Below are 25,302 nucleotides of genomic sequence, written 5' to 3'. Positions count from 1 at the left end.
ATGAATCGTTTTGTAATATGATAGAGATATAGACTGTGTAAGTGCTTACAGTAAAATGAGGATTAGTTTTTTAAAATTAACAAATGGGCTGATTAACCGTTGCAAAAAATGGGAATCGTAATACGGTAATTATTATAATAATATACATGACTTAGGAGTGTAGGAAAATGAACAACAATGGGGCGAATCCGTGGGCAGATGTGAAGGGTCCTAATCTCGGTTACCTAATAGAACAATATGATTTATATTCTAAGGATCCTAATTTAGTGGATAAAAGTTTTAAAGAACTGTTTGACGTTTGGGGAAATCCTGAAACGATAAATAAAAATGTAGAAGAAACATCTGATCATATTTCTATGAATGTTCTTTTAAATAGAATGAGGAAATTAGTCTCTGCGATCACATTAGCGGAAAATATTAGAGTGTACGGTCATTTGGAAGCGGATATTTTTCCTTTAGAAAAACAACCATCCAATGAATTACTTGACTTAACAACTTACCATTTAACAGAAGAGGATTTAAAAGAAATACCTGCTGAATTTATTTGTAAAGATAAAAATGTAAAAAATGGCCTTGAGGCAATGAACTATTTAAAACAAATTTACACATCAACCATTGGTTTTGAAGTAGATCATATGGACATAAAAGAAAAAGATTGGTTACGAAATAAAATAGAAACTAATGATGCTTCCAAGGGTATCACAACTGCTCGGAAAGAAGAGTTATTCCATAGTCTGTTATTAGCTGAGGGATTTGAGGAATTCCTAGGGAAAACATTTGTTGGTCAAAAAAGGTTTTCAGTAGAAGGATTGGAATCATTGGTTCCGGTAATGAACGAGATTATTAACCTTTCCGCCAAAGATAATATTGAAAATGTATTAATTTCCATGGCGCACCGCGGAAGATTGAATGTTTTAACACATGTTCTTGAAAAGCCCTATGAAGCAATTTTCTCTCAGTTTCAACACTCAAAATGGGAAAATGAAGATTCAACTTTAGAAATGCTCGAGGGAGCTACTGGGGATGTGAAATATCATCTTGGTGCAACGAAGAAAAAACAGATTGGAAATAAGGAGATTAACGTTTCTTTAGCAAACAATCCAAGTCACTTAGAAATTGCTGGTACAGTAATAGAAGGGTCTACAAGAGCAGCGCAAGAAATACGAAATGAAAAAGGCTATCCACAACAAGACTTTTCTAAAGCCGTTGCTGTATTAGTTCATGGGGATGCTGCCTTTACTGGACAAGGCGTAGTCACTGAGATACTTAATTATGCGAATACAAAAGCGTATAGTACTGGTGGAACCATCCATATTATCGCGAATAACTGTATTGGTTTTACGACGGAACCTGAGGATGATCGTTCAACGAAACACCCAAGCGACATTGTGAAGGGTTTTAATGTTCCTATTGTTCATGTTAACGCAGATGATCCAGAGGCTTGCTTAAAAGCAGTTCAATTGGCTTTTGAATATCGCCAAACATTTCATCAGGATGTGCTTATTAACTTAATCGGTTATAGAAGACTTGGACATAATGAAATGGACGAACCTCGTTCTACAAGTCCACTTATCTATAAGTTAGTTGACAAACACCAAACAATCACAGCTATATATAAAGAAAAACTTATAAATGAGCGTACGTTAACGAATGATAAGATCGACGAAATGGAGAGTATAGTACAGAAGAAGTTACAGCAAGCATATAACAATATAAATCAAGAAAAAGAACCAATCCGTACTACTCAAGAAAGACATGAATTATATAAGAGTGAGCTAGCTGAAATAGATACGTCGGTTGATAAGGAAACGCTCTTAGATATGAATAATGCTTTACTAGAATGGCCTGAAGGATTTAATGTCTTTGGAAAGTTAAAGAAAATATTAAGTCGCCGTAAAGTTGCTTTTGAAAATAATAGGAAGGTGGATTGGGGTCATGCAGAAACCCTAGCATTTGCATCGATATTAAAAGATGGTACTCCAATCCGCTTAACCGGGCAAGATTCTGAACGAGGAACTTTTTCACACCGTAATATTGTATTAAGTGATGAAAAAACAGGGAAGAAATACAGTCCTCTCCATCAGTTGAGTTCAGCGAATGCTTCTTTTGCCATTCATAATAGTACTCTTTCGGAGGCAGCTATATTAGGTTACGAATATGGATATAATGTATTTGCAAAAGAGACTCTTGTTTTATGGGAAGCGCAGTTTGGTGATTTTGCAAACGGAGCGCAAGTGATATTTGACCAATTTATTTCTTCTGGAAGAGAAAAATGGGGACAAAAATCAGGATTAGTTATGCTACTACCTCATGGTTATGAGGGGCAAGGTCCTGAACATTCTAGTGCAAGATTAGAAAGGTTTTTACAATTAGCCGCTGAAAACAATTGGACTGTTGCTAATTTGTCTAACTCTGGTAACTACTTCCACCTCCTTAGAAGACAGGCAGCACTATTAAACACCAACGATGTCAGACCGTTAGTTATCATGTCGCCTAAGAGTTTATTGAGAAATGCATCAGCAGGGGTTTTTCTAGAGGATTTAACAGAAGGCGGTTTTGAACCAATAATAAAAGAGTCAGGCCTAGGGGGAAATCCCGAACATGTAAAAAGAATTGTGTTATCAACTGGTAGATTGGCTGTAGAATTATCGGATTATATGACCGAAGATAAAGATGCCTATGATTGGCTTGATATGATTAGGGTGGAAGAACTCTATCCGTTCCCAGAAAGAAAAATTAGTGAAGTTTTAAGTAAATATAAAAATTTAGAGGAGATCATTTGGACTCAGGAAGAACCGAAAAATATGGGGGCGTGGACTTACATCGCGCCACATTTACAAGAAATTGCACCTAAGGGTGTTACAGTAAGGTATAATGGTAGACCTGATATGGCAAGTCCTTCTGAAGGAGATCCATTAGTTCATAAAGAAGAGCAATTTAGAATTATTCACCAGGCTATTACTAAAACTGTTAAGCAGAAAATGAACGTTAGAAAAATCGGATAATAGTGTAAGTAGTAAATTGTATAAGATTTAAATTAGAAAATATGGAATTTTAAAATAAAAATGAAAGTTTTTGGGGGAAAATACCCTTAACGCTTGCATTTTGTATTAGAAAAGGTTAAAGTTAAAGAAGCAAAAGGAAATTGGAGCAATACTTTACGACCTCCTACTAAGGAGCTGTAAAAGTATTTTTGATTCAATTACTTTGCAGCAAAAAGTTATAAGGAGGTCATTCACATGACTGGTAAAGTAAAATGGTTTAACGCAGAAAAAGGTTTCGGTTTCATCGAACGCGAAGATGGAGACGATGTATTCGTACATTTCTCAGCAATCCAAGCTGAAGGTTTCAAAACTCTTGAAGAAGGTCAAGATGTTGAATTTGAAATCGTTGAAGGTAACCGCGGACCACAAGCAGCTAACGTTACTCGTATATAATTGATTTTAAAAGGTTTATCTCATTTAGGAGATAAACCTTTTTTGATGGACTGCTGACTAAATGAGGTGAAGGATTGTTGAATAAGGAAGATAAAGATAGACAAATTATAGAAAACTATCAAGAAAACGAGAAAATGATGATTTTAGTTTTTGCACAATGGTGTATCAATCATGATTTGAAACCAGAACAATTGTATGAAGAAGCATATCCAAATCAGATACAAAACAAAATATTGTTAGAGGTTTTGGAAAACACTGTACCTAAAAATGAATCGGAAAAAATTGAAGATCAAATGGTAATTCAAGCGCTTCAACTTTTTGGAAATGATGATTTGGCTTTTATCGTGCAAAAAGAAATAGAGAAACGCGAGAGGGAATAGGACTCGGTTTCTCTATTTTTTAGAATACTTTATGCGTATTGTTCAAATAATTTAATTAATGCTTGTGTTCCACTATCTTCTTCCCCTTTTTCAGCCAATTCCTTATATAAATTTAAGGACAATTCTAAACCAGGGGTGGATAATCCAAGTTCTTTGGCAGATTCTAAAGCAATTGTCATATCTTTAATAAAATGTTTTATATAAAATCCAGGTGCAAAATCATCATTTAACATTCTTGGTGCAAGTTTTGAAAGAGAGTAACTAGCTGCAGCACCAGTTGAAATACTATCAAGGACTTTTTCTGGTTTCAAACCGGCCTTTCGAGCGAAAGCGATTGCTTCAGATACACCTATCATATTAGAAGCGATGGCAATTTGATTAACGAGCTTCGTGTATTGACCTGCCCCAGCTTCTCCTTGCAGTATGATATTTTCTCCCATTACTTGAAAAATTGGTAAAAGTGATTCATAAGCTTTCTGTTCTCCGCCAATCATAATAGCAAGAGTTCCATTTTTTGCGCCAATATCTCCTCCGGAAACTGGAGCATCAAGAGCATGGATGTTTTTTTCTTTTGCCTTTTCGTATATTTTTACTGCTAATGAAGGCTTTGAAGTGGTCATGTCAATGACAAAAGACCCTTGTTTAGCATTTTCTAAAATTCCGTCAGAACCGAAGTATATTTCTTCCACATCGGAAGGATAACCGACCATCGTTATAATGACGTCTGAATCATTTGCTAATTCTTGAACAGTAGCTTTCCATTCAGCTCCGTTTTTCACTAGGTCATCCGCTTTAGCCTTTGTCCTTGTATAAACATGGATGGAATATCCAGCTTTTTGCAAATTGGAAGCCATACTTTTCCCCATAACTCCAGTACCGACAAAGCCTATAATCGTATTTTTATTTACCATTATTTCCACTCTCCCCTTTATTTTCTCTCTATTTAATTTTATCGCGTTTGGTAACTTATAACAAACATTCTTAAAGTTAAGAAACTAAATATGGTTGACATTTTTTCTCAAGGATGTGATTGGGGATATTTACATCAATTGGGAGTGTCGATTTAGAATCAATCTATCTGAGTTACACATAGTATAGATAGGAATCATTTTAGCCACACATACCAATTTCATGGAGGCTGATTATAATGATCTCATATGATCAAATATCTAAGTGTAAAAATATTTTAGTTCAAAGACAAAATGAGTTAATTTATCATATACAAGACCATTATGGAAAAAACCTTGAAATGATCAAGGAATCAATTGGGGAACTATCTAGTTATGATAATCATCCTGGCGAGCACGGAACCGAACTTTTCGAAAGAGGGAAAGATTTAGCTTTAAATGAACATACCGAAAAGGAATTACAAGATATTAATGAGGCACTACATGCAATAGAGGAAGGAACATATGGTATTTGTACTGCATGTGGAGAAGACATCCCTTATGAACGATTGTTAGCGATGCCGACTACCGATCGCTGTGTGAAGCATGCGAAAAGCCAAATTTTTGACCATCCTAGAACAATGGAGGAAGAAGTTTTTTCACCCAATATAAATCCTAATGAAATAACGGATGAAGAACAAGTAGGGTACGACGCGGAAGACTCATGGCAGGATGTCAGTCGTTATGGTACAAGTGAAACCTATTCTGACTTTTATACGGACATTGACAATTATGATGATATGTACCCGAACAGTGATGAAAACGTTGGTTTTGTAGAGGATTATGAAAACTTTGTAGCAGCTGATATTGATGGGAACTTTACTGGGGTTACACCGAATCATAAAAAGTATGAAGACGATGAAGAAGCTCAGGAATTTTAATCCTTTTGTCTTAGTAAGTACAGAATAAAAAGCTTGGATAGCTATCCAAGCTTTTTTTTGATATAAAAGATTAGACGCAGTTTGTGCGTTGCTTACCTGTAAAAACGGGGAGATGAGTGTCTGAATGGAGGGAAATGGTTGCCATTCCGCAACTCATAAGGGCAATGAGTGCCGGAGTAAGAAGGGAAAATCAATCAAACCGCAACTCATAAGGGCAATGAGTGCCGAAGTAAGGAGGGAAAATCAATTAAATCGCAACTCATAAGGGCAATGAGTGCCGGAGCAGGGAGGAAAATCAATCAAACCGCAACTCATAAGGGCAATGAGTGCCGGAGCAAGGAGGCAAATCAATTAAACCACAACTCATAAGGGAGATGAGTGCCTGAATGCGATGAAATAATTGTTCGGCCGCTCACCGCTTTAATATCCTTCATCGCCTGACTTTTCCTATCTTTTTTCGATAGTTGATTATAATACCAAATAAAAAGCATACCAATCAACGTTCGATTTAGTATGCTGTCTACATTACTTATTCAATTTTTCCCAGTTAAGGTGCTTCCTCATTTGACCATTTCTTCTAATTTTAAGTTAGTCTTAAGAAATTCACCGTTACGAACATATTCTAGTTCAATATTGTCTCCGACTGTTGTTTTGGAATATAAATATTTCCTTAATTCCAATACAGAGGTTACTTCATTTCCATCAATTTTAGTTATGACATCAAATTGTTTTAAGCCTGCACGGTCTGCCGGTGAATTAGGTTGAATGTTTGCGATAACCATTCCTCCCTCTATCTCATCTGGAAGGTTAATTTCGTAACGATATTGTGGTGGAACTTGGAGTAGAGAGACGGTAGAAATACCGATTTGTGGTCTTGTGATTTCCCCTTCTTTTTCCAATTGTTCCATGATTGGTAGGGCGGTACTTGCTGGAATAGCAAAGCCAATTCCCTCTACTGAACTTTGGGCTATTTTCATTGAGTTAATACCAATAACCTGACCATCTGCATTTACTAATGCCCCTCCGCTATTGCCTGGGTTGATAGCAGCATCTGTTTGTATAACCTCAGTTACCCAATCCGGTTGGCCGTCTGAATTTGTATCCACTGTAACTGATCGATTCAATCCGCTAACAATTCCTTTAGTAACCGAGTTAGCAAATTCTAATCCTAGAGGGTTTCCAATTGCTAATACAGTTTCGCCAACAATTAAATCTTCTGAAGATGTAATATCCGCGATTGTATTTATATTTTGTCCTTCGATTTCCAGTACAGCTAAATCTGTTAAAGCATCTTCACCAAGGACTTTTGCTTGAACTCGTTCTTCTTCATTTAAAACTACCTCTACTTGTTCTGCGCCATCCACAACGTGTTGATTCGTTACAACATAAGCTTTTCCGTCTTCCTTTTTATAAATGATTCCTGAACCAGTTCCAGCTTCTTCACTGCCAGTCCAGATGCTTTGTTGTTGTAGGTTTACCACTCCGACTACTGCCTCAGATACTTCTTGTATATTGGTTGATACATTTGCATCTTCTGCAGCAAGTTTTTCAATCATAGGTGTTCCATCCACTTGAACAGCTTCTGCCTTTTCTGAATTAGAGATGTTTTCTGTTTCTATGACACCATTAGTAAATAAAATAGTGACTAGAACAGCGGATAAGATACCGCCAACAATCCCTCCGAAAATAGCGGTTAGCCATGGTTTCCCTTGTTTTTTCGTGTTTTGTGGATATGGTGGTACCTTATTTCCAACAGTATGATAACGGCGTTCATTTACTATATTCGATTCATCATAAGATGATTGAGATGGCGGACTAACATAGTTGTGTTCTTCTACTACGTCCTTATTTTCTGGCATGTCCACGGAACTATCTTTATTTTCCTGATGATTAAAGTCGGGACCTTGAGAATAACGATGATCATTATCATTCATGAAAATCACTTCCCTTAACTTTTTTATTTAATATATATTATATATCCTAAGTATAGACACTTCCAGTGGAGGGGATAAGGTATAAATGTGGCACAAATGTGTAAAACAAACATGTATGTTCATTGTCAACATTCTTATAATTATGTAAGAATATAAGTAGATGAAAATAATCGGCTTTTTAGGAAAAGGTGAAAAAATGAATTATTCAATAGGATTAGTTGAAGATGATACCAACATCCAAAATATTGTTTCGGCTTATTTAAGAAAAGAAGGATATCAAGTGGAAATCTTAAATTCAGCAGAGGAAGCGATGGTAATTTGGGAACAAAATCCACCAGATATGTGGATTTTAGATATTATGTTACCAGGTATGGATGGATATGAATTGTGCAAAAAAATAAGAGGTGAAAGTGAAGTTCCTATCATTATCATTTCCGCAAAGGATGATGAAATTGATAAAATTTTAGGGTTAGAATTAGGTGGGGATGATTATTTAACAAAGCCTTTTAGCCCTAGAGAGCTTGTTGCGCGAGTAAAACGTTTGTTTAAAAGAACGAGTGTCTCCCATCAACCGGTATTGATGGAAGGGGACCGATTGAATATAGATGAACTTGTTATTTTTAAAAGTGATAGAAGAGTATTTTGGCATGGGACAGAATATGAAGTAACAACAAAAGAGTTTGATATGCTGTATTATTTGGCTGAAAATATAAATCGTGCCTTTTCAAGAGAAGATTTATTAATGAAAATATGGGGGAATGACTACTTTGGAAGTGACCGCGCGGTTGATGATTTAATTAAACGCATTCGTAAAAAGTTCAAAGATATCCCTATTGAAACCGTATGGGGATATGGATATAGAATGCGAAAAGAAGAGGAATAGACATGAGATTACAAACGCAGCTTAGTATTGCTTTTACCTCTTTACTGTTAGTGATTATGGCAGTTGTTTGGTATGTTATTTACTCCTTAATATTGAATGTCTTAATACAGGACGAACAACGCCAATTGGAACAAACAGGAGAATTGTTAGTTGAAATTTTGAATGAACAATACCATACTCGGGACAGTATTGAACAATTTTATAGTGTTTTAGATGAGCAAGAATTACAAATGATTTTATACGATAGAAGTCTTAATAGAGTACTTTTTTCAACGATGCCAAATAAAGTGATTGAAGGCTTTCATAATAAAAATAATATTTCGGATTACAGTGAAGCTATTTGGGATTTAGGAAATGAGAAATTTGTTACTTCTAGAATTTTGATCTTATCGAGAAATACAGGACTAGAGATGATTCTCCTAACCCCTGTAAGTGATTTGCAAGTAGTTCAGAAAAGCTTTTTTGTAAGGTTATTTCTTGTCTTTCTTGTTGGATTATTCGTTGCATCGATTTTAGCACATTATTTCACGAAAAAATTAGTAACGCCATTAACCCAATTAAAAAGGCAATTAAAGAAAATAGAGAAGCGGCAGTTTGACGATATCAAACATATAAAAGCGACAGGAGAAATTAAGGAAGTAGCCGAAAGTGTTTATGAAATGGCGAATGAATTGGAGCGGTATATTAATTCCCAACAAATCTTTTTTCAAAATGCCAGTCATGAATTGAAAACGCCGTTAATGACCATTCAAGGATATGCTGAAGGGATTAAAGATGGTATCTTTGATGAAGCGGGAACAGACAAAGGGCTTGAGGTTATGGTTTCTGAGGTTCACCGGTTAAAAGGAATTATAAATGAAATGATTCTACTTGCGAAGCTCGATACGGAATTAACTTCCTATGAACCAACTAACATAAAAGTAGAAGATATAGTTGGTCAGGTTATAGATCGAGCCTTACCATTAGTAAATGAAAAAGGAATAACTTTAAGTCATCAAGTAGAAAATAATATACAAATATATGCGGATGAGGAAAAATTGTTGAGAGCCTTATTAAATATCGTTTTTAACGGTATTCGCCATACAGAATCTCAGGTGACGATTAGCGCCACGAGAAAAGATTGGGGTACTATTATTGCAATAGAAGATGATGGGCCAGGAATTCCTGAGGAGTTTGCTTCACATATTTTTCATCGGTTTGTAAAAGGAAAAGATGGTGAAACGGGCCTTGGATTAGCGATAGCGCATACGATTATTGAACATTCAAATGGGAAGATTGTTGCTGGTAAATCAGATATAGGTGGTGCCAAATTCACAATAACCTTTCCGAAATAGATATTTTTTTAAAAAGATAAACCATTAAAGAATATTATGTGGTATAATTGTCTAGTTTTCATGAAACTTTTTTCGTATGAATGACTGGAAGTTCCTAACTATGGAGCAACCAGATAATTTTAGATAAGTACTAACACTGAAGTGGAACCACTTCAGTGAAGTTTCACTTTTGCAGATGGGAAAGTATAAAACCCTCCGTAAAGATCTGCATCGTGTAGCTAAGGCATCCGCCCAAAAGCTTGGCGTGTGTCAAGTTTTCTAATAAGGGAGTGTACTTTTATGCAGTTAAGAGAAGATATTCGAAATATAGCTATTATTGCCCACGTAGACCATGGGAAAACGACACTTGTCGACCAATTATTGAAATACTCCGGAACATTCCGAGAAAACGAACATATCGATGAACGGATGATGGATTCTGGTGATATAGAACGTGAACGTGGAATTACGATCCTAGCTAAAAATACAGCAGTAAAATATCATGATACAACTATTAATATTTTAGACACACCAGGACATGCCGATTTTGGTGGAGAAGTAGAACGAATTATGAAAATGGTGGATGGTGTAGCCTTAGTAGTAGATTCCTATGAAGGTACCATGCCGCAAACAAGATTTGTGCTAAAGAAAGCATTAGAGCAAAAATTAACACCAATTGTTGTTTTAAATAAAATAGATCGTCCGAATGCAAGACCTACAGAAGTTATTGATGAAGTTCTTGATTTATTCATCGAACTTGGAGCAGATGATGATCAATTAGAGTTTCCAGTTGTTTATGCGTCCGCATTAAATGGAACTTCTGGGTTAGAACCAGATGACCAAAAGGAAACGATGGATCCGTTATTTACAACTATTTTAGAACATATTCCTGCACCAGTTGATACAAGTGAAGAAGCGTTACAATTTCAAATTACACTTCTTGATTATAACGACTATGTAGGTCGAATTGGGGTAGGCCGAATTGTCCGTGGAACCATTAAAGTTGGGCAACAAGTAGTTGTCATGAAACAGGATGGCACACAGAAGAATTTCCGCGTTTCCAAATTATTTGGCTTCCTTGGATTGAAACGTATTGAAATTGAAGAAGCAAAAGCAGGAGATATTGTAGCTATTTCTGGTTTGGAAGATATTAATGTTGGGGAAACAGTTTGTTCCCAAGATCATCCAGAAGCATTACCATGGCTTCGAATTGATGAACCAACATTACAAATGACATTCTTAGTAAACAATAGTCCTTTTGCGGGCCGTGAAGGTAAATTTATTACATCTAGAAAAATTGAAGAACGTTTATTAAAACAATTGGAAACGGACGTAAGTTTACGAGTAGACCCAACAGAATCACCAGATGCATGGACTGTTTCTGGACGTGGAGAACTTCACTTATCTATATTAATTGAAAATATGAGACGTGAAGGTTATGAATTACAACTTTCTAAACCTAAAGTTATCATTAAGGAAATTGATGGTGTTCCTTGTGAACCAGTAGAACGTGTACAAGTAGATGTACCTGAAGAATATACTGGTGCTGTAATGGAATCACTAGGTGCACGAAAAGGTGAAATGCTTGATATGGTGAACCATGGTAATGGACAAGTTCGTTTAGAGTTTAAAGTTCCATCTCGTGGACTATTAGGATACTCAACAGAATTCATGTCTCAAACACATGGTTACGGGATTTTAAACCATACATTTGAAGCGTATGAACCTGTAATTAAAGGACAAGTTGGTGGTCGCCGTGAAGGTGTACTAGTTGCTTTAGAAAACGGAAAAGCATCCACTTATGGGATTATGCAACTAGAAGATCGTGGGGTCATTTTTGTTAGCCCTGGTACAGAGGTTTATGCAGGGATGATTGTTGGAGAACATAATCGTGAAAATGATTTAACAGTTAATATTACGAAAGAAAAACACTTAACTAACGTTCGTTCAGCAACAAAAGACCAAACAGCTACCATTCGTAAAACTCGACAAATGTCTTTAGAAGAGGCTCTTCAATATTTAAATGAAGATGAATATTGTGAAGTTACTCCTGAATCCATTCGTTTACGAAAAATGATTCTAAATAAAAATGAGCGTGAAAAAGCAGCAAAACGAAGTAAATAAGTAAAAAGTCAGCTAGAATTCTAGCTGACTTTTTATTATGTGTTCAAATATGGTTTAACTAAATCCTTGTTGGCTTCACGGACGATTGGTAAGGTGCAACATCGGAATGAGCCACCTGATTTAATGATTTCAGAAAATTCTACTTCCATAACATCAAATCCACAACTACTTAATTTCTTGTTCAAACGTTTGTTTGAAGAAATACTAATTAGTTTTTTATTACCTATGGAAAGAACATTTGGTCCTAAACTAAATTGTTCCTCTTCTGTAACTTCAATTAGATGATAATGGTTTTGTAAATCTTTAAGGGATGTATCGCTAATCCCAGGTTTGAAAATAATTGCTGTATCATGACTAATGATATTAAATGCACAATCCAAATGAAGAATATCTTTACGGATAGGGACAGGAATTACGTGGAAGTTCGAGAGTTTTGTCTGTAAGTAGTGGATAGCTGGAAGTGTGGTTCGATTGCTTACTCCGACCCATACCTTGTTGTTATCTACTAATATATCCCCACCTTCTATAGAATTTATGTGGATTTGGTAAAATGGAATGTTTTTTTCCTTAAGCCATTTTTTTAATACTTTTCCTTCAGGTTTCCTCAAGTCTTTGTTTAATGCAGCAATAAAAAAGTCATTTCCAATCGTAAAGCCGATATCTCGAGTGAAAACTTGTTCATTTAATTCTTTTTTCGCTTCGAAAGGAATGACGTGGATTCCTTCCTTCTTTAAAGTCTCAACAAAGTGATGGTGTTGCTGCACGGCGATATCGCTATTTATATTATCCTGAACATAATGCCGTTGCGTAATATTAATCACATCAGTTATTTTCATAAAATTAGGTGGAACTACAATAACTTGCTTTAATCTATCGTACTCATTAAAGCAACTAATACGGAAACTTTGGTCCATTGTTGAATTTTCCATTTCGTTTCCTCCCAATCATTATATTGAAACGACGGATTACTCGGACTCTAATTTACTTTCCTTTTTTAGCAGATAAGAAAGATACATTCTTATCCTGCCTTAGTTTTCTAATCATTAGGTATATATTTTGTGAAATATACAGCGAAAACAAGGGAAATAAAAGCTAATCCCCAACCTACCATCCCACTCCAATATAGGTCTACACTAATTCCAATTATAATAAACACGATGCTAAGCAAAATAAGAATGAAAGTAAGATAGCGTTTCACTATTTTTCCCTCCTTAAAACCTTCACTATATATTTTATATTCTTTACGAAAAAAAATGTTATATAAACATATTGTATATCAAAACAATGTGTTAAGCATTATAATGATAGGGGATTTTGACGTTTTTTGTCAAAAAATGCGATAAGGAAAAAAGGGGGGTTCGTAATGAAACGAAAATTTGCACCCGTTCTTCTTATGTTTTGTAGTATTTTATTTGCGTGTGCACCATTAAATGACACCACCCTCATAAGTAAAAATGCTTCACTAAGGGAAGTAACATTGCAACCAAAAGAATATACCGAGGAAATAACGATTTCTTCAATCGGGGATATACTCATTCATAGTCCTGTTTATCAAGATGCAAAAGGAAAAAATGGATACGACTTTGTGCCAATGTTTGATAAAGTGAGGCCGTATTTAGAAGATTCTACTATAACGGTTGCGAATCAAGAGACAATGATTGGCGGGGAAGAAATAGGATTATCTAGCTACCCTTCTTTTAACAGTCCACAAGAAGTCGGTGACGCGTTAAAGGAAATAGGGGTAGATGTAGTGACAATAGCAAATAACCATACACTAGATCGTGGGGAAAAGGCGATTCAACGTGCTATTGAACATTGGGAAACGATTGATATGATGTATACGGGATCTTATAAGGATGAAAGGGATCGAGAAAATCTTCGAGTTTATAAAACAGAAGAAGGGGTTTCTGTTGCGTTTTTATCATACACGTATGGTACGAATGGGATACCAATTCCTGAGGGAAAAGACTTTTTAGTAAACATCATTAACAAAGAGCAAATAGGTAATGAAATAGAACTAGCTAAGAATAAGGCTGATGTTGTTATTCTAAGTTTACATTTTGGTAATGAATATGAAAGATATCCAAATGATACACAGAAAGACCTTGTTCAATTTGCTGCCGATCAAGGTGTTCATGCTGTTATCGGCCATCATCCGCATGTGCTGCAACCAATGGAATGGGTTACTGGGAAAGATGGCAATAAAGTGTTAGTTGCCTATTCACTAGGAAATTTCTTATCGAATCAACAAGGATTATATAAACGAATTGGTGGGATTCTACAATTTACTATTTTGAAAAAAACAAAAGGAGATCACGTGAACATAGAAGTTCATGCTCCTAAATTTATTCCGACTTATGTTACGTTTACCCCGGATTGGACGGACTATCAAGTTGTTCCAATGTATCAATTAACAGACAATCAACTTAAAGATTCAAATGGGCAATATAAAGCAATAAAGTCTCATATGTCACAATGGTTACCGGAACTTCAATTTCCTGAAAAGTAGAAAATGCTCATCTGGTTGATGAGCATTACTTTGTTATTCTGTATTTGTTGTTAATGATAATTTTAACGATATAAAGAACGACACCAATGATGGCAACAGCTAGTAAATGAATATTTACGGTATTACCAAAGTCAGGCATTACAATAAAGACACCTACAGATAATCCAATAAAAGCCATACAAATAAGCCAGATTTGCAGGAACTCAACCCATTTTTTCGGTTTCTTCTCTTTAAACGAAGAGTTTTTTAACCATTTTAGTATAACTATGATCCATATAGCTAGTATGATCAAGTCTATAATTACAATTACTAGTCCGGATCCGATTGGGAAGGAAAAATATTTGCTACCAAGGCCAAAAAGGTAAAGTCCATATCCTACAACACCTTGAAATATGGAAACAATAGCTATTAAATCAAGAATAAGAAAAGCAATGAACGATACATTTTTGGAAGTCTTTTCTCCCGGTATTTCTGATATTAATTCATTACAATAAGCTTTCAAATCCTCTCCAAATACGTCTTTAGCCGTTTGTCCATTATTATCAGCCTCTAACAAATGTTCCAGTAATTCAAGAAGTACTTCTTCTGTTTGTTGCTCAGACTTATTTGTATTTAGACGAATGTACATTAACATATCCTCATAATACGTTTTATTACTCTCACTTAATTGTTCCCTTTTTTCATTATTTAACTTAATAATATCTTTCGCATTCATGTTATTCCCTCCCTTTGTTAATGATGGATTGTACAGGTTCTTTGATGGATTCCCATTGTTTAATAAAATTCTGTAGTGATATTTCTCCATCTTCTGTAAGTCGATAATATTTTCTCTTTGGTCCAGCATCAGAGTCTTTCATTTCACCAACAATTAGTTTTTCTTTTTGAAGTCGGAGTAAGATAGGGTAAATAGAACCCTCACTTACATTCGATAGACCATAGTCTTGTAACTTCACTGATAATTCGTAGCCATAAGTTGGGGTTATTTTAATAATGGATAGAATGCATCCTTCTAAGACGCCTTTCAGTAATTGACTGCGCTTAGACATAAAATCACCTACCTTGTATAACAATATAGTTAGTCGAAATAATAAGCTATCTTGTATTACAAAGTAGCTATAATTTTATTATAAAATATTTCGTATTCATTTTAAAGGATTTTTGTTATGATATTTTAAGTTAGTGATGTTTTTAATAATGAAAAGGAGCTTTATATATGGAATGGAAAAATATTTACCGTGGTTTAATAATGGGAGCAAGTGATGTCATTCCTGGAGTGAGTGGAGGGACAATCGCTGTATTACTTGGTATTTATGACCGATTAATTGCTGCAATAAACGGTTTTGTTGGGAAAGAGTGGAAGAAACATTTAGGATTTTTAATTCCTTTAGGGATAGGGGTACTTACCTCCATTTTCCTTTTAGCAAATGTAATTGAATGGTTATTTGAACATTATCCCGGCCCAACCAAATTTTTCTTTCTCGGTTTGATTCTTGGTGTATTGCCGTACTTGTTTCATAAAGCGGATGCGAAAAAGGCCTTCAAAGTAAAGCATTATATATTATTAGTGATTGGTATTATTATCGTTAGTTCCATGGCATTTTTTAGCCCAGTAGAGGGAGAGGTGATTGAAAATGTAACGGGAACGACCTATATTTTCCTATTTGTGTCTGGTTTTATTGCAAGTGGTGCGATGATTATTCCGGGTATTAGCGGATCTTTTATGCTTTTGCTTCTAGGCATGTATACAACAATCATTTCTGCAATAAGTAATTTGAAATTCGATATCATTATAGTAACAGGTGTAGGAATTGTGCTTGGAATTTTAGTTATGAGTAAAGTTATCCATTACTTTTTAGAAAATCATTATACAGCAACCTTTTCTATAATTATTGGATTAGTAATCGGGTCTATTTTTGTTGTTTTTCCCGGCTTCCCTTCAGACTTAACACTAGTATTGTTAAGTATTTTAACTTTTGCAGTCGGTTTGTTTGTTGCTTATATACTTGGTAGAGTAGAATATAAGTAAACTGATCAAGGAGTGTAATCAAATGGAATATATTCAAACAAAAGAAAAATTTAATGAAGTCATTCAAAGTTCAGAACCAGTAATTGTGAAATTCTTTGCTAACTGGTGTCCGGATTGTAAACGTATGGATATGTTTATTGGAGGAATTCTAGAGGAATTCAATAATTATAAATGGTATGAAGTAAATACGGATGAAATTGAAGGTGTTGCTCAGGAATATGAAGTAATGGGCATACCAAGCATTTTAATCTTCCAAAATGGTGAAAAATTAGCGCATCAACATAGTGCCTATACTAAAACACCGGAATCTGTAACAGAATTTTTACACCAACAACTAGGTTAAGCGAAAAGACGATCGTTCAAGTAGAATGATCGTCTTTTTAGCAGATGAAAAGAAGGTGAGCAAGATGAGCCAGGCTAAAATTTTAATTGTTGAAGATGAACAGAAAATAAGTAGAGCTTTACAGTTGGAATTGGAATATGAAAACTATGAAACAGAGGTTGCAAACAATGGCAAAGATGCCCTTCTTCTTATGGAAGCAAATGAATGGGACTTAGTGTTATTAGATATTATGATTCCAGAATTAAGTGGACTTGAAGTGTTACGCCGGATCCGAAGAACAGATGATGAAACACCCATTATTTTATTAACCGCTAGAGATGAAGTGCATGATAAAGTAAGTGGACTTGACCTTGGGGCGAATGATTACATAACTAAGCCTTTCCAAATAGAAGAATTATTAGCAAGAATTCGAGTGCATTTAAGAAAACCGAAAGTGAAAAAGGAAACAGGTAATAAGTTAACGATAGGTGATTTGGTGGTTAACCTACAAAGTAGAGAAGTTAAACGAAGTGAGAAAAATATTGAACTAACACCTAGAGAATTTGATTTACTTGTGTACTTACTAAAAAATAAAAATATTGTTCTAACACGAGATCAATTAATTGAACAAGTATGGGGTTATGACTATTATGGGGAAACGAATGTTGTCGATGTTTATATTCGTTATTTAAGGCAAAAAATCGATAAAGGCTATGACATATCGTATATTCAAACTGTTAGAGGAGTTGGATATACCATTAAGGAATGAAAATCATGAAACTGAGAACAAAAATTCAGGTTTTTTCTAGTTTGTTTATGTTTGTATTAATTTTATTAGTGAATACAGCCATTTATTTTTCCTTTTATAAAATGAGTACCGATACAGAATTAGAGGAATTAGAAATAGTAACAAATGATATGATGGAGGCTTTATATGCCAATCCGAATGTTGACCCGGGAGAGTTAATGAAAGCATATTTACCGGCAAATGGATTGATTCGGGTTATTTTAGATAGTGATGTGCCAATAATCGAACAAACAAGGTCAAATGATTATTTGACCTTACCTTGGAAATTCACCAATGCCGAATCGAAAAACATCTATTCTCAAAAAGGTGTCGCGGATATTGTCGTTATTGAAAAACCAATGATATGGGCTGTCGGTGAATATAAAGGTGAAATTGTAACGGTTCAAGTTTCGAATCAATTATTGTCTTTACATGAGACGTTACGAACTTTACTATTTGTACTTGCTATTTTATCTATTGTTGTACTCTTACCAGTTATATTAGGTAGCTCCGTTTTAAGTGGATTCTTACTAAGACCGATTCAAAACCTTATTCAAACGATGAAAAAGAATATAAAGCAAAATGAATGGGAGAAAATCGATGTTCGTACTAAATCCCATGATGAAATGTACGAGATGGAAATGACATTTAATGAGATGATTGAGCATTTGAAAATTAGTTATGAGAAACAAGAAATGTTCGTATCCGATGCTTCTCATGAATTAAAAACCCCAATACAAATTATTAAAAGCTATGCTCAACTATTAGAAAGAAGGGGAAGTTTGAATCCGGATTTGTTTAAGGAATCGATTGAAGCAATAGATTCTGAAGCGGATCGTATGAAGAAGTTGGTGGAGCAAATGCTAGCCATGGCTAAGAATCAAGAAACCAAACGATTAGAAAAAGTTAATTTTAGTGGTTTGCTTGACGAAACCATCAACACATTTCATCATGCTTATGATAGAAAAATTAATTTTATTAAAGAAACGACTAACTTATTTGTTAAAGGGAACAGAGATCAGTTAGAACAAGTAGTATATATATTGATTGATAATGCGTTTAAATATAGTGAAGATAACATTGAAGTAAACATGAAAAAAATAGATGATAAAGTAATCCTTGAAGTTACTGATTTCGGAAATGGAATGAAAGAGGAAGATCAATCTAGAATATTTGACCGCTTTTACCGGGTAGATAAAGCGAGAAGTAGAGATACCGGAGGAACAGGTCTTGGCCTATCCATTGCTAAATCTATTGTAGAAGCACATAACGGTGATATATCTGTTGAAAGTAAATTAGGGGAAGGCTCAACCTTTATGTTAACTTTAAAATCTTTATAGAATTCGCTGCTTATATTTCTCATCGAATTCTAATAATGATCACATTGTCTTTTCATGATGTACGTATAAACTAAACGTAACAAATCTTAAGGAGGCAATTATGAAAAAGAAAGTATTAGCTGCCATTGGGGCGATGGCCGTAGCAACGGTGATTGGATTTGCATTTAGTCAGTCAGGTGTAGTGAATGCAGATCCAAACCTAACTCACGATGATGTACGTAAACGAATAACGGAACAGTATCCAGGGAATATTAAGGAGTTAGAATTAGAAAAAAAAGGAAAAAAAGCCATTTATGAAGCGGAAATTGAATTAGATGGAAAAGAATACGATATTAAAATTGATGGGAACACAGGAGATGTTCTAAAGCTAGAAGAGACCGTTCTTTCTAAAAAGAATAATACTGACAGTAAAGTTGAAAAATTAGAAATAACGGAGAAAAGTAATGAGGATACAAATAACGAGCATCATGATGACAATAAGCAAAGGGAAAAGAATACTTCTAAACAAACTGTTATTAGTTTAGAAGAAGCGAAAAATATAGCTCTAAATAACTTTTCCGGTAAAATAACAGAAATGGAGCTAGATGAAGACGATGATCGTTTAATTTATGAAGTTCAAATGGAAGAAGGAAATAAGGAAGCGGATATAGAGATTGACGCTTATACGGGGAAAATCATTATGATAAAAATTGAGACGGATGAGGATTAGTTGAATCTAAATAAGTGTATTCGGGCTGCGTTTGGAATTAGCAACAAACTATGTGAAAACCCTTTTTATTTAAATCTAAAAGTGTGTAAACACCTGTATTACACACTTTTGAGCTTATATGCATAATTTATTTATAGGTCAGAAAGAAAAAGAGGTGTCATTATGTATTATGGAACTAACTTTCATCCCCACTTTGACGGACCGTATTATCGTTCATCCAACCCAATGAATTATCCGTTTTCGCAACCATTTCAACAACAGGAACTGAATCCTTCACAGTTGTTTCCATTAAATCAGCAACAGGGAATGAATTATTCACAATCATTTTCGCCGAATCAACAGCAAGAGATGAATCCTTCACCGTCGTTTCTACCGAGTCAGCAACAAGAGGTGAATCCTTCACCGTCGTTTCCACCGAATCAACAACAAGAAGTGAATCATCCACAATCATTCTCAATGAAACAACAACCGATGAATGATCATTCTAATCAAACACCTTATGAATATTTTCAAAAGCCGGAACAACCAATGAATTGGCCGAATAATGCCGCGTTTGAGCCGAATCAATTTCAACAGCAACCTGGGATGCCCCCGAATATAATGTCACAATTTCAAAAAGAAAATGGTCAATTAGATTTTGATAAAGTTCTTGGTACGGTTGGTCAGTTAGCACATACGTATCATCAAGTAGCCCCGATATTTCAGCAATTTAGTTCCTTTATGAAAAACTTTAGAGCGGGAGGCTGATACAATTGAATAAAAGTCAGCCTCTTTTTTTCACCGACGTTCATGAAACATTAGAAAGGGGGAAGTTATATAATGAATAATTACGCTAGTCTCGTGTTATTCTAAGTACATTAGAATAAAAGCTAATTTGGATGAGGAGAATCCATATGATAGGTTGCTTAGTTATCCATGGGTTTACTGGTGGACCGTATGAAGTAAATCCATTAGTTGACTTTTTAACAGACAATACCGATTGGCATATAGAAGTTCCTACACTTCCTGGTCATGGTAGCGAGTTGGATTTGAAGGACACAACATATAAAGAATGGATTGATGAGGCGGAAGAAGTTTTACAAAAAATGACTGAAAGGTATAAAAAAATATACTTAATTGGTTTTTCTATGGGGGGAATGATTGCAGCTTATTTGGCAGCAAAATATTCAATAGAGAAACTTGTACTACTTGCACCAGCAAGAAAATACTTATCATTTAAACAAATTGCGCATGATATTGGTGAAGTTGTTGAGGATAGTGTAAAGGGTACTTTAGATGAGAATAAGCTTTATGCGCATTATAAAAATAAATTTGGAACGGTACCGATAAAAGCAAATATTGAATTTATGAAATTAGTAAGGTTCACCAAACCATATTTACATGATGTAAAGGCTCCGGTGCTAATCGCACAGGGTAGGCAAGATGGAATGGTTCCATTTAAAACACTCTATAATCTTGATAAAGAATTAAGTTCGGAGGAGAAAAAGCTTGTATTATTTGAACGTTCCAAGCATTTAATTTGTTTAGGTGAGGATAAAGATACGTTAAACCAAATGGTATATGAATTTTTAATGAAATAAAAAAGAAATCGGATAATAAACCGATTTCTTTTTTGCGGAATAAGTTGATTGGCTTTTTAAATCTTATCTTAGGGAAGGCCACGTCCAGCGTGACTTCCTTCACATCCGTACGTCGCTACGAAGCACAGGATGTGTGAGTACAAACGCTTTTCGATGGGACGAGTAATCGGAGTCCCAGGCGTTGCGACAAGACGTTGCGTTCTTAGCCTGTAAGGGCGCTTCCGCTTTTGTTCTTAATCTTTAAAGAAAGAAATGACGATGGCGCCTTCTCCACCATATGTGGAGATTAATGGACCAGTTTCCATTAACAAGGTATCTTTAAATTTATATTTCTCTTGTATTTGCTGGAGGATGGATTTGGCACGTTCTTCATCATTCCCATGTGATATAGAAATAATCTTATCTTCCATATTTTTTGCTTGTTCTCCAATTTGTTCTATAAATCGACGAATGGATTTTTTATCGCCTCTTATTTTTTCATTAACTTCAATCGTTCCTTCTTTACTAGCCCGCATTAGTAGGCGGATATTAAGGGTTTTAGCGATTGTACCTTTTACTTTATCCAGGCGTCCACCTATAACAAGGTTTTCTAATGTCTTTAATACAAATAATGTTGCTGTTTGCTGAACTCTTTCATGCATATGTTTTACTAGTTCAGGGAAGGAAAGACCTTCTTTTATTTTCTTTCCAGATTCATGTAGTAGTAAAGCGATGCCACAAGAAGCTGTTTTTGTGTTTATCACCTCTATAAGCCGTTCAGGTTCTTCTTCTAGAATCAGGTTTTTTCCTGCGACAGCATTTTCATACGTACTACTTAAACCATCAGATATGCTTAACATCAATATTGGTGTGCTCGGGTTAACCTCTTTGTAGTACTGATAAAAGTCACTTGGACTAGGTGCTGCTGAGCGAGGTAGTTCTTTTAAATCTTTAATTTTTTGATAAAATTTTTGTGAATCAACTTGATCAGTATTATATTGACCATCACTAAAATGTAAATAAAGTGGGACGATTTTCACATTCAAGGATTCTTTTAAACGATTCGGAATATCTGCCCCACTATCTGTCATTAATTGTATATTCATTCATTCATTCACCTACTCTTTATAAATTAAAATTGTTTATTCCTTTTCTTAGCAATCGTCACACTGTTTTTTCTTGAGGTGCTTAATATGAATAAGAACAAACCAAAAACAATAATAGTACCACCCAATAGCTGGGACCAAATCATGGTTTCTCTTAATACGATATATGCTAAAAATGTTGCGGCAATTGGTTCGAAAACAATAGCCATGGAGACAGTCGAATTACTTAACCATTTCATTGCCCAGTTAAATAAAGAGTGTCCAAAGAATGTAGGAATGATGGCTAAAGCTAAAAAGATATACCAGTTTTCCATTGAATAATTTCCAAACGAATTTTGCATGATGATGTTATATAAAAATAGTGTTATCATTCCTACGCCATACACAATATAGGTATAGGTGATTAAGGAAAGATTTTTACGTGTTTTTTGCCCAGTTAGGACATAAATGGCTAGGGAAATGGATGCTAAAATAGCTAGTAAATCTCCATAAATAAATGAATTACCTTCTCCAAAGTCCCCCCAACCAATAATAGCGCTACCAAATAGGATAATAATTAAACTAATAATGGAACCGGATGAGAAACGTTCTTGAAATAAAAAATACGTTCCTATAAAAACGAAAATTGGATGGATTGTAATTAATATAATGGAGCTTGTAATAGATGTATAATTAAGTGATTCAAACCATAATAAAAAATGCGTTGCTAAAAACACTCCAGATATAATTGCTAAAATCCAATTTCTGCGATTTATATATCGAAATTCTTTACGATACTTAGATAATATTATAGGCGACATAATTAAAACTGCCAATAGTAATCGGTAATTAGCAATAATTGCCGATGGTACCCCGTTTGCTAATTTGACAAAAATTGGTGTCGACGATACAGCAATAACACCAATGATTATGGCGATATATGGATTAAATGGAGGGATGCGCATGATCAACTCCCTTTCAAATGTGTGGGTTATTTAATAAGAATGTTATTATGGTTAGGAAATTATAAATTTGTATTCTGTGTATAGCTTAGGTTCCAAAATAGCCATGTCCAGCTCCAGCGCCCAGTGACTAGTAGACTTCCTTCACCTCCGAACGATAAGTCAACATCGACTCAAAGTTAAGGAAGGCCGACTAAAACCGGCCTTTGCGGCCAACGTCGACATACCCCTATGAAGGGGCATGTTTCCTTTATCTCCTACGGCTCAGTCCAGTCTATACGTCACTAAACGGGCGCTTGCGCCTTTGTCCTATTCTACCATGCGGTGTTGGAAAAATCACGAAACTGGTTAGGTAGTAGATATTATGAATGCATTTGTGGTATGATAAAGGATGCGTAGTTTGAGGCCTCTTACCAATTTGGATGACGCCTTTTTATACTTTACTAATTTAATGTCAATAAAATTGTAATTTTTATTCATTTGATAATATAAGTTTACCTTTAAATAAGATGGAAACACTATTTAAAAAAAGTATGAGAAAATGTTTTAGATGGCCTCTTTTGCAGAAATTTTCACAAAAAAAGGAGTAGACTATTAGGTGACTACATTTAAAGAGTTGGGTGTCTCAGCCCCTATTATGAAAGCAATAAATAATATGGGATTTGAAGAAGCGACACCAATACAAGCACAAACTATACCACTCGGAGTAGAAGGTAACGATGTGATTGGACAAGCGCAGACGGGAACGGGAAAAACGGCAGCGTTTGGTATTCCAATGCTTGAAAAAGTGGATCCGAAATTAAGAAAAGTTCAAGGACTTGTTGTAGCTCCAACAAGAGAACTTGCGATACAAGTAGCAGAAGAATTAAATAGAATTGGGAAATTTACAGGAATCCGTGCATTAGCAATTTTCGGTGGACAACATATGGATCGCCAAATTCGTGCATTAAAAGATGGCCCGCAAATTGTTGTGGCTACTCCAGGAAGATTGCTTGACCATATGAGAAGAAGAACAATCAATATTAGTATGGTTAAAATTGCAGTATTAGATGAAGCTGATGAAATGTTAAATATGGGCTTTATTGACGATATTCGTGAAATTTTAAAAGCTGTTCCAGAAGGTCATCAAACATTACTTTTCTCTGCAACAATGCCGAAAGAAATCCGTGATATTGCGACTAACTTAATGAATAATCCTAAAGAGGTAAAAGTGAAAGCGAAGGAAATGACGGTAGAGAATATTGATCAGTACTTTATTGAAATTCCTGAAAAACAAAAATTTGAAACATTAAACAACCACTTAGATATTCACTCACCAGATTTAGCTATCGTTTTTGCTAGAACGAAAAAACGTGTGGATGAAATCACAGAAGGATTGCAGGCTAGGGGTTATCGTGCAGAAGGGATCCATGGCGATCTAACTCAGGGTAAACGTATGTCTGTATTGAATAAATTTAAGAATGGGCGTCTTGATGTTTTGGTAGCGACAGATGTTGCTGCAAGAGGTTTAGATATTTCCGGGGTAACTCATGTATATAACTTTGATATCCCGCAAGACCCGGAAAGCTATGTACACCGTATTGGTCGCACAGGTCGTGCGGGAAGAACAGGGGAAGCTATTTCCTTTATCACCCCACGCGAGATGGCTCATCTAAACTTAATTGAGAAAGTAACGAAAAGTAAAATGAAACGTCTAATGCCTCCATCTTATAAAGATGCTCAAAGAGGTAAGCAACAATTAACAATTGATAAATTATCAAGAACAATCGAAAGACATGATTTAAAAGATTATCATGAAGCAGCGAATGAATTATTAGAAAACCATGATTCTGTAACGGTTATAGCAGCTGCTCTTAAATTAATGACAAAAGAACGTAAAGATACACCTGTAACTATCTCTTCTGTTGCTCCAATAAGTGTCAAAAAGGCAAAAAACAGTGACAGACGAAATAGATCAGGTAATAAACGTTACTATGGTGGGCGTAATCAGGGTGGTAGAAATCAAGGCGGTAGAAACCAAGGTGGCAGAAACCGCAAAGGAAATTACCAAAAGAGCCGTAATCGTAGTAAATAATAAAAAGAGGATAGTCCATTAATAGGGATT

General features: G+C 35.1%; 25 protein-coding genes. 16 read left to right on the top strand and 9 right to left on the bottom strand.

Features of this window, described 5'->3' with window-relative positions:
• The first annotated feature begins 167 nt into the window (after positions 1–167).
• The 3 genes from A9178_RS13585 (at position 168) to A9178_RS13575 (ending at position 3,817) form a co-directional block, all read left to right on the top strand.
• Positions 168–3,005, top strand: a complete 2,838-nt coding sequence (locus A9178_RS13585) for a 2-oxoglutarate dehydrogenase E1 component (RefSeq protein WP_068676177.1) — start codon at positions 168–170, stop codon at positions 3,003–3,005.
• Between the two features lie 234 nt (positions 3,006–3,239).
• Positions 3,240–3,437 (top strand): cold shock domain-containing protein, encoded by a 198-nt coding sequence (locus tag A9178_RS13580; RefSeq protein WP_047183640.1) that lies wholly within the window; start codon positions 3,240–3,242, stop codon positions 3,435–3,437.
• 77 nt (positions 3,438–3,514) lie between these two features.
• Positions 3,515–3,817 (top strand): hypothetical protein, encoded by a 303-nt coding sequence (locus tag A9178_RS13575; RefSeq protein ID WP_068676175.1) that lies wholly within the window; start codon positions 3,515–3,517, stop codon positions 3,815–3,817.
• 29 nt (positions 3,818–3,846) lie between these two features.
• Here A9178_RS13575 and A9178_RS13570 read toward each other — a convergent pair whose 3' ends face one another.
• Positions 3,847–4,728 (bottom strand): NAD(P)-dependent oxidoreductase, encoded by an 882-nt coding sequence (locus tag A9178_RS13570; protein ID WP_068676173.1) that lies wholly within the window; start codon positions 4,726–4,728, stop codon positions 3,847–3,849.
• A 236-nt stretch (positions 4,729–4,964) separates the two neighbouring features.
• Between A9178_RS13570 and A9178_RS13565 the strand changes: the two genes are divergently transcribed.
• On the top strand, positions 4,965–5,645 hold the full coding sequence (locus A9178_RS13565) for a TraR/DksA C4-type zinc finger protein (RefSeq protein WP_068676171.1): 681 nt from the start codon (positions 4,965–4,967) through the stop codon (positions 5,643–5,645).
• Between the two features lie 560 nt (positions 5,646–6,205).
• Here A9178_RS13565 and A9178_RS13560 read toward each other — a convergent pair.
• On the bottom strand, positions 6,206–7,579 hold the full coding sequence (locus tag A9178_RS13560; protein ID WP_068676169.1) for a S1C family serine protease: 1,374 nt from the start codon (positions 7,577–7,579) through the stop codon (positions 6,206–6,208).
• Positions 7,580–7,775: 196 nt separating this feature from the next.
• Between A9178_RS13560 and A9178_RS13555 the strand changes: the two genes are divergently transcribed.
• The 3 genes from A9178_RS13555 (at position 7,776) to typA (ending at position 11,899) form a co-directional block, all read left to right on the top strand.
• Positions 7,776–8,462, top strand: coding sequence for a response regulator transcription factor (locus A9178_RS13555; protein WP_068676369.1), 687 nt, complete (start codon positions 7,776–7,778; stop codon positions 8,460–8,462).
• A 2-nt stretch (positions 8,463–8,464) separates the two neighbouring features.
• Positions 8,465–9,796 (top strand): sensor histidine kinase, encoded by a 1,332-nt coding sequence (locus A9178_RS13550; protein WP_068676167.1) that lies wholly within the window; start codon positions 8,465–8,467, stop codon positions 9,794–9,796.
• 279 nt (positions 9,797–10,075) lie between these two features.
• A complete protein-coding gene (typA, locus tag A9178_RS13545; RefSeq protein ID WP_068676165.1) occupies positions 10,076–11,899 on the top strand; it encodes a translational GTPase TypA in 1,824 nt (607 codons plus the stop codon).
• Between the two features lie 35 nt (positions 11,900–11,934).
• Here the strand turns inward: typA and A9178_RS13540 are convergent, their stop codons facing one another.
• Complete coding sequence (locus A9178_RS13540; RefSeq protein ID WP_082918200.1) at positions 11,935–12,828, bottom strand: dimethylarginine dimethylaminohydrolase family protein; 894 nt, start codon at positions 12,826–12,828, stop codon at positions 11,935–11,937.
• Positions 12,829–12,935: 107 nt separating this feature from the next.
• Positions 12,936–13,097 carry a hypothetical protein gene (locus A9178_RS19200; RefSeq protein WP_197482199.1) on the bottom strand — a complete coding sequence of 54 codons (162 nt, stop codon included), beginning with the start codon at positions 13,095–13,097 and terminating at the stop codon, positions 12,936–12,938.
• A 165-nt stretch (positions 13,098–13,262) separates the two neighbouring features.
• On the opposite strand from A9178_RS19200, the gene A9178_RS13535 reads away from it, so the two are divergent.
• Positions 13,263–14,408, top strand: coding sequence for a CapA family protein (locus tag A9178_RS13535; protein ID WP_068676163.1), 1,146 nt, complete (start codon positions 13,263–13,265; stop codon positions 14,406–14,408).
• 25 nt (positions 14,409–14,433) lie between these two features.
• Here A9178_RS13535 and A9178_RS13530 read toward each other — a convergent pair whose 3' ends face one another.
• Together A9178_RS13530 and A9178_RS13525 are read right to left on the bottom strand one after the other, a co-directional pair.
• Entirely contained in the window at positions 14,434–15,123 is a 690-nt protein-coding gene (locus tag A9178_RS13530) for a DUF1129 family protein (RefSeq protein ID WP_068676161.1), read from the bottom strand.
• Between the two features lies 1 nt (position 15,124).
• Positions 15,125–15,454, bottom strand: a complete 330-nt coding sequence (locus tag A9178_RS13525; RefSeq protein WP_068676159.1) for a PadR family transcriptional regulator — start codon at positions 15,452–15,454, stop codon at positions 15,125–15,127.
• Positions 15,455–15,621: 167 nt separating this feature from the next.
• Between A9178_RS13525 and A9178_RS13520 the strand changes: the two genes are divergently transcribed.
• The 5 genes from A9178_RS13520 (at position 15,622) to A9178_RS13500 (ending at position 19,592) form a co-directional block, all read left to right on the top strand.
• Positions 15,622–16,434 (top strand): DUF368 domain-containing protein, encoded by an 813-nt coding sequence (locus tag A9178_RS13520; protein ID WP_068676157.1) that lies wholly within the window; start codon positions 15,622–15,624, stop codon positions 16,432–16,434.
• A gap of 22 nt (positions 16,435–16,456) precedes the next feature.
• Positions 16,457–16,777: a thioredoxin family protein gene (locus A9178_RS13515; RefSeq protein ID WP_068676155.1), complete on the top strand. Its 321-nt coding sequence runs from the start codon at positions 16,457–16,459 to the stop codon at positions 16,775–16,777.
• A gap of 64 nt (positions 16,778–16,841) precedes the next feature.
• On the top strand, positions 16,842–17,525 hold the full coding sequence (locus A9178_RS13510) for a response regulator transcription factor (RefSeq protein WP_068676153.1): 684 nt from the start codon (positions 16,842–16,844) through the stop codon (positions 17,523–17,525).
• 5 nt (positions 17,526–17,530) lie between these two features.
• Positions 17,531–18,883: a sensor histidine kinase gene (locus tag A9178_RS13505; protein WP_068676365.1), complete on the top strand. Its 1,353-nt coding sequence runs from the start codon at positions 17,531–17,533 to the stop codon at positions 18,881–18,883.
• A 100-nt stretch (positions 18,884–18,983) separates the two neighbouring features.
• Positions 18,984–19,592, top strand: a complete 609-nt coding sequence (locus tag A9178_RS13500; protein ID WP_068676151.1) for a PepSY domain-containing protein — start codon at positions 18,984–18,986, stop codon at positions 19,590–19,592.
• 175 nt (positions 19,593–19,767) lie between these two features.
• Here A9178_RS13500 and A9178_RS19195 read toward each other — a convergent pair whose 3' ends face one another.
• The gene (locus A9178_RS19195; protein ID WP_197482198.1) at positions 19,768–19,995 is read right to left on the bottom strand and encodes a hypothetical protein; all 228 of its coding nucleotides are present in this window, start codon (positions 19,993–19,995) and stop codon (positions 19,768–19,770) included.
• On the opposite strand from A9178_RS19195, the gene A9178_RS19190 reads away from it, so the two are divergent.
• On the top strand, positions 19,983–20,339 hold the full coding sequence (locus tag A9178_RS19190) for a YppG family protein (RefSeq protein ID WP_197482197.1): 357 nt from the start codon (positions 19,983–19,985) through the stop codon (positions 20,337–20,339). The genes A9178_RS19195 and A9178_RS19190 overlap by 13 nt on opposite strands.
• 146 nt (positions 20,340–20,485) lie before the next feature.
• On the top strand, positions 20,486–21,172 hold the full coding sequence (locus tag A9178_RS13485; RefSeq protein WP_068676145.1) for an alpha/beta hydrolase: 687 nt from the start codon (positions 20,486–20,488) through the stop codon (positions 21,170–21,172).
• 233 nt (positions 21,173–21,405) lie between these two features.
• On the opposite strand, the gene A9178_RS13480 is transcribed toward A9178_RS13485, so the two are convergent.
• On the bottom strand, positions 21,406–22,257 hold the full coding sequence (locus A9178_RS13480) for a DegV family protein (protein ID WP_068676143.1): 852 nt from the start codon (positions 22,255–22,257) through the stop codon (positions 21,406–21,408).
• 26 nt (positions 22,258–22,283) lie between these two features.
• Positions 22,284–23,201: a DMT family transporter gene (locus A9178_RS13475; RefSeq protein ID WP_068676141.1), complete on the bottom strand. Its 918-nt coding sequence runs from the start codon at positions 23,199–23,201 to the stop codon at positions 22,284–22,286.
• A 595-nt stretch (positions 23,202–23,796) separates the two neighbouring features.
• Here A9178_RS13475 and cshA point away from each other — a divergent pair.
• Positions 23,797–25,272: a degradosome RNA helicase CshA gene (gene cshA, locus A9178_RS13470; protein WP_068676139.1), complete on the top strand. Its 1,476-nt coding sequence runs from the start codon at positions 23,797–23,799 to the stop codon at positions 25,270–25,272.
• The last annotated feature ends 30 nt before the right edge of the window (positions 25,273–25,302 follow it).

This window comes from Oceanobacillus sp. Castelsardo, assembly GCF_001659985.1.
Classification (GTDB): domain Bacteria; phylum Bacillota; class Bacilli; order Bacillales; family Amphibacillaceae; genus Oceanobacillus.
Note: the sequence above shows the minus strand (reverse complement) of the source record. Positions and strands in the feature narration are given on the sequence as shown.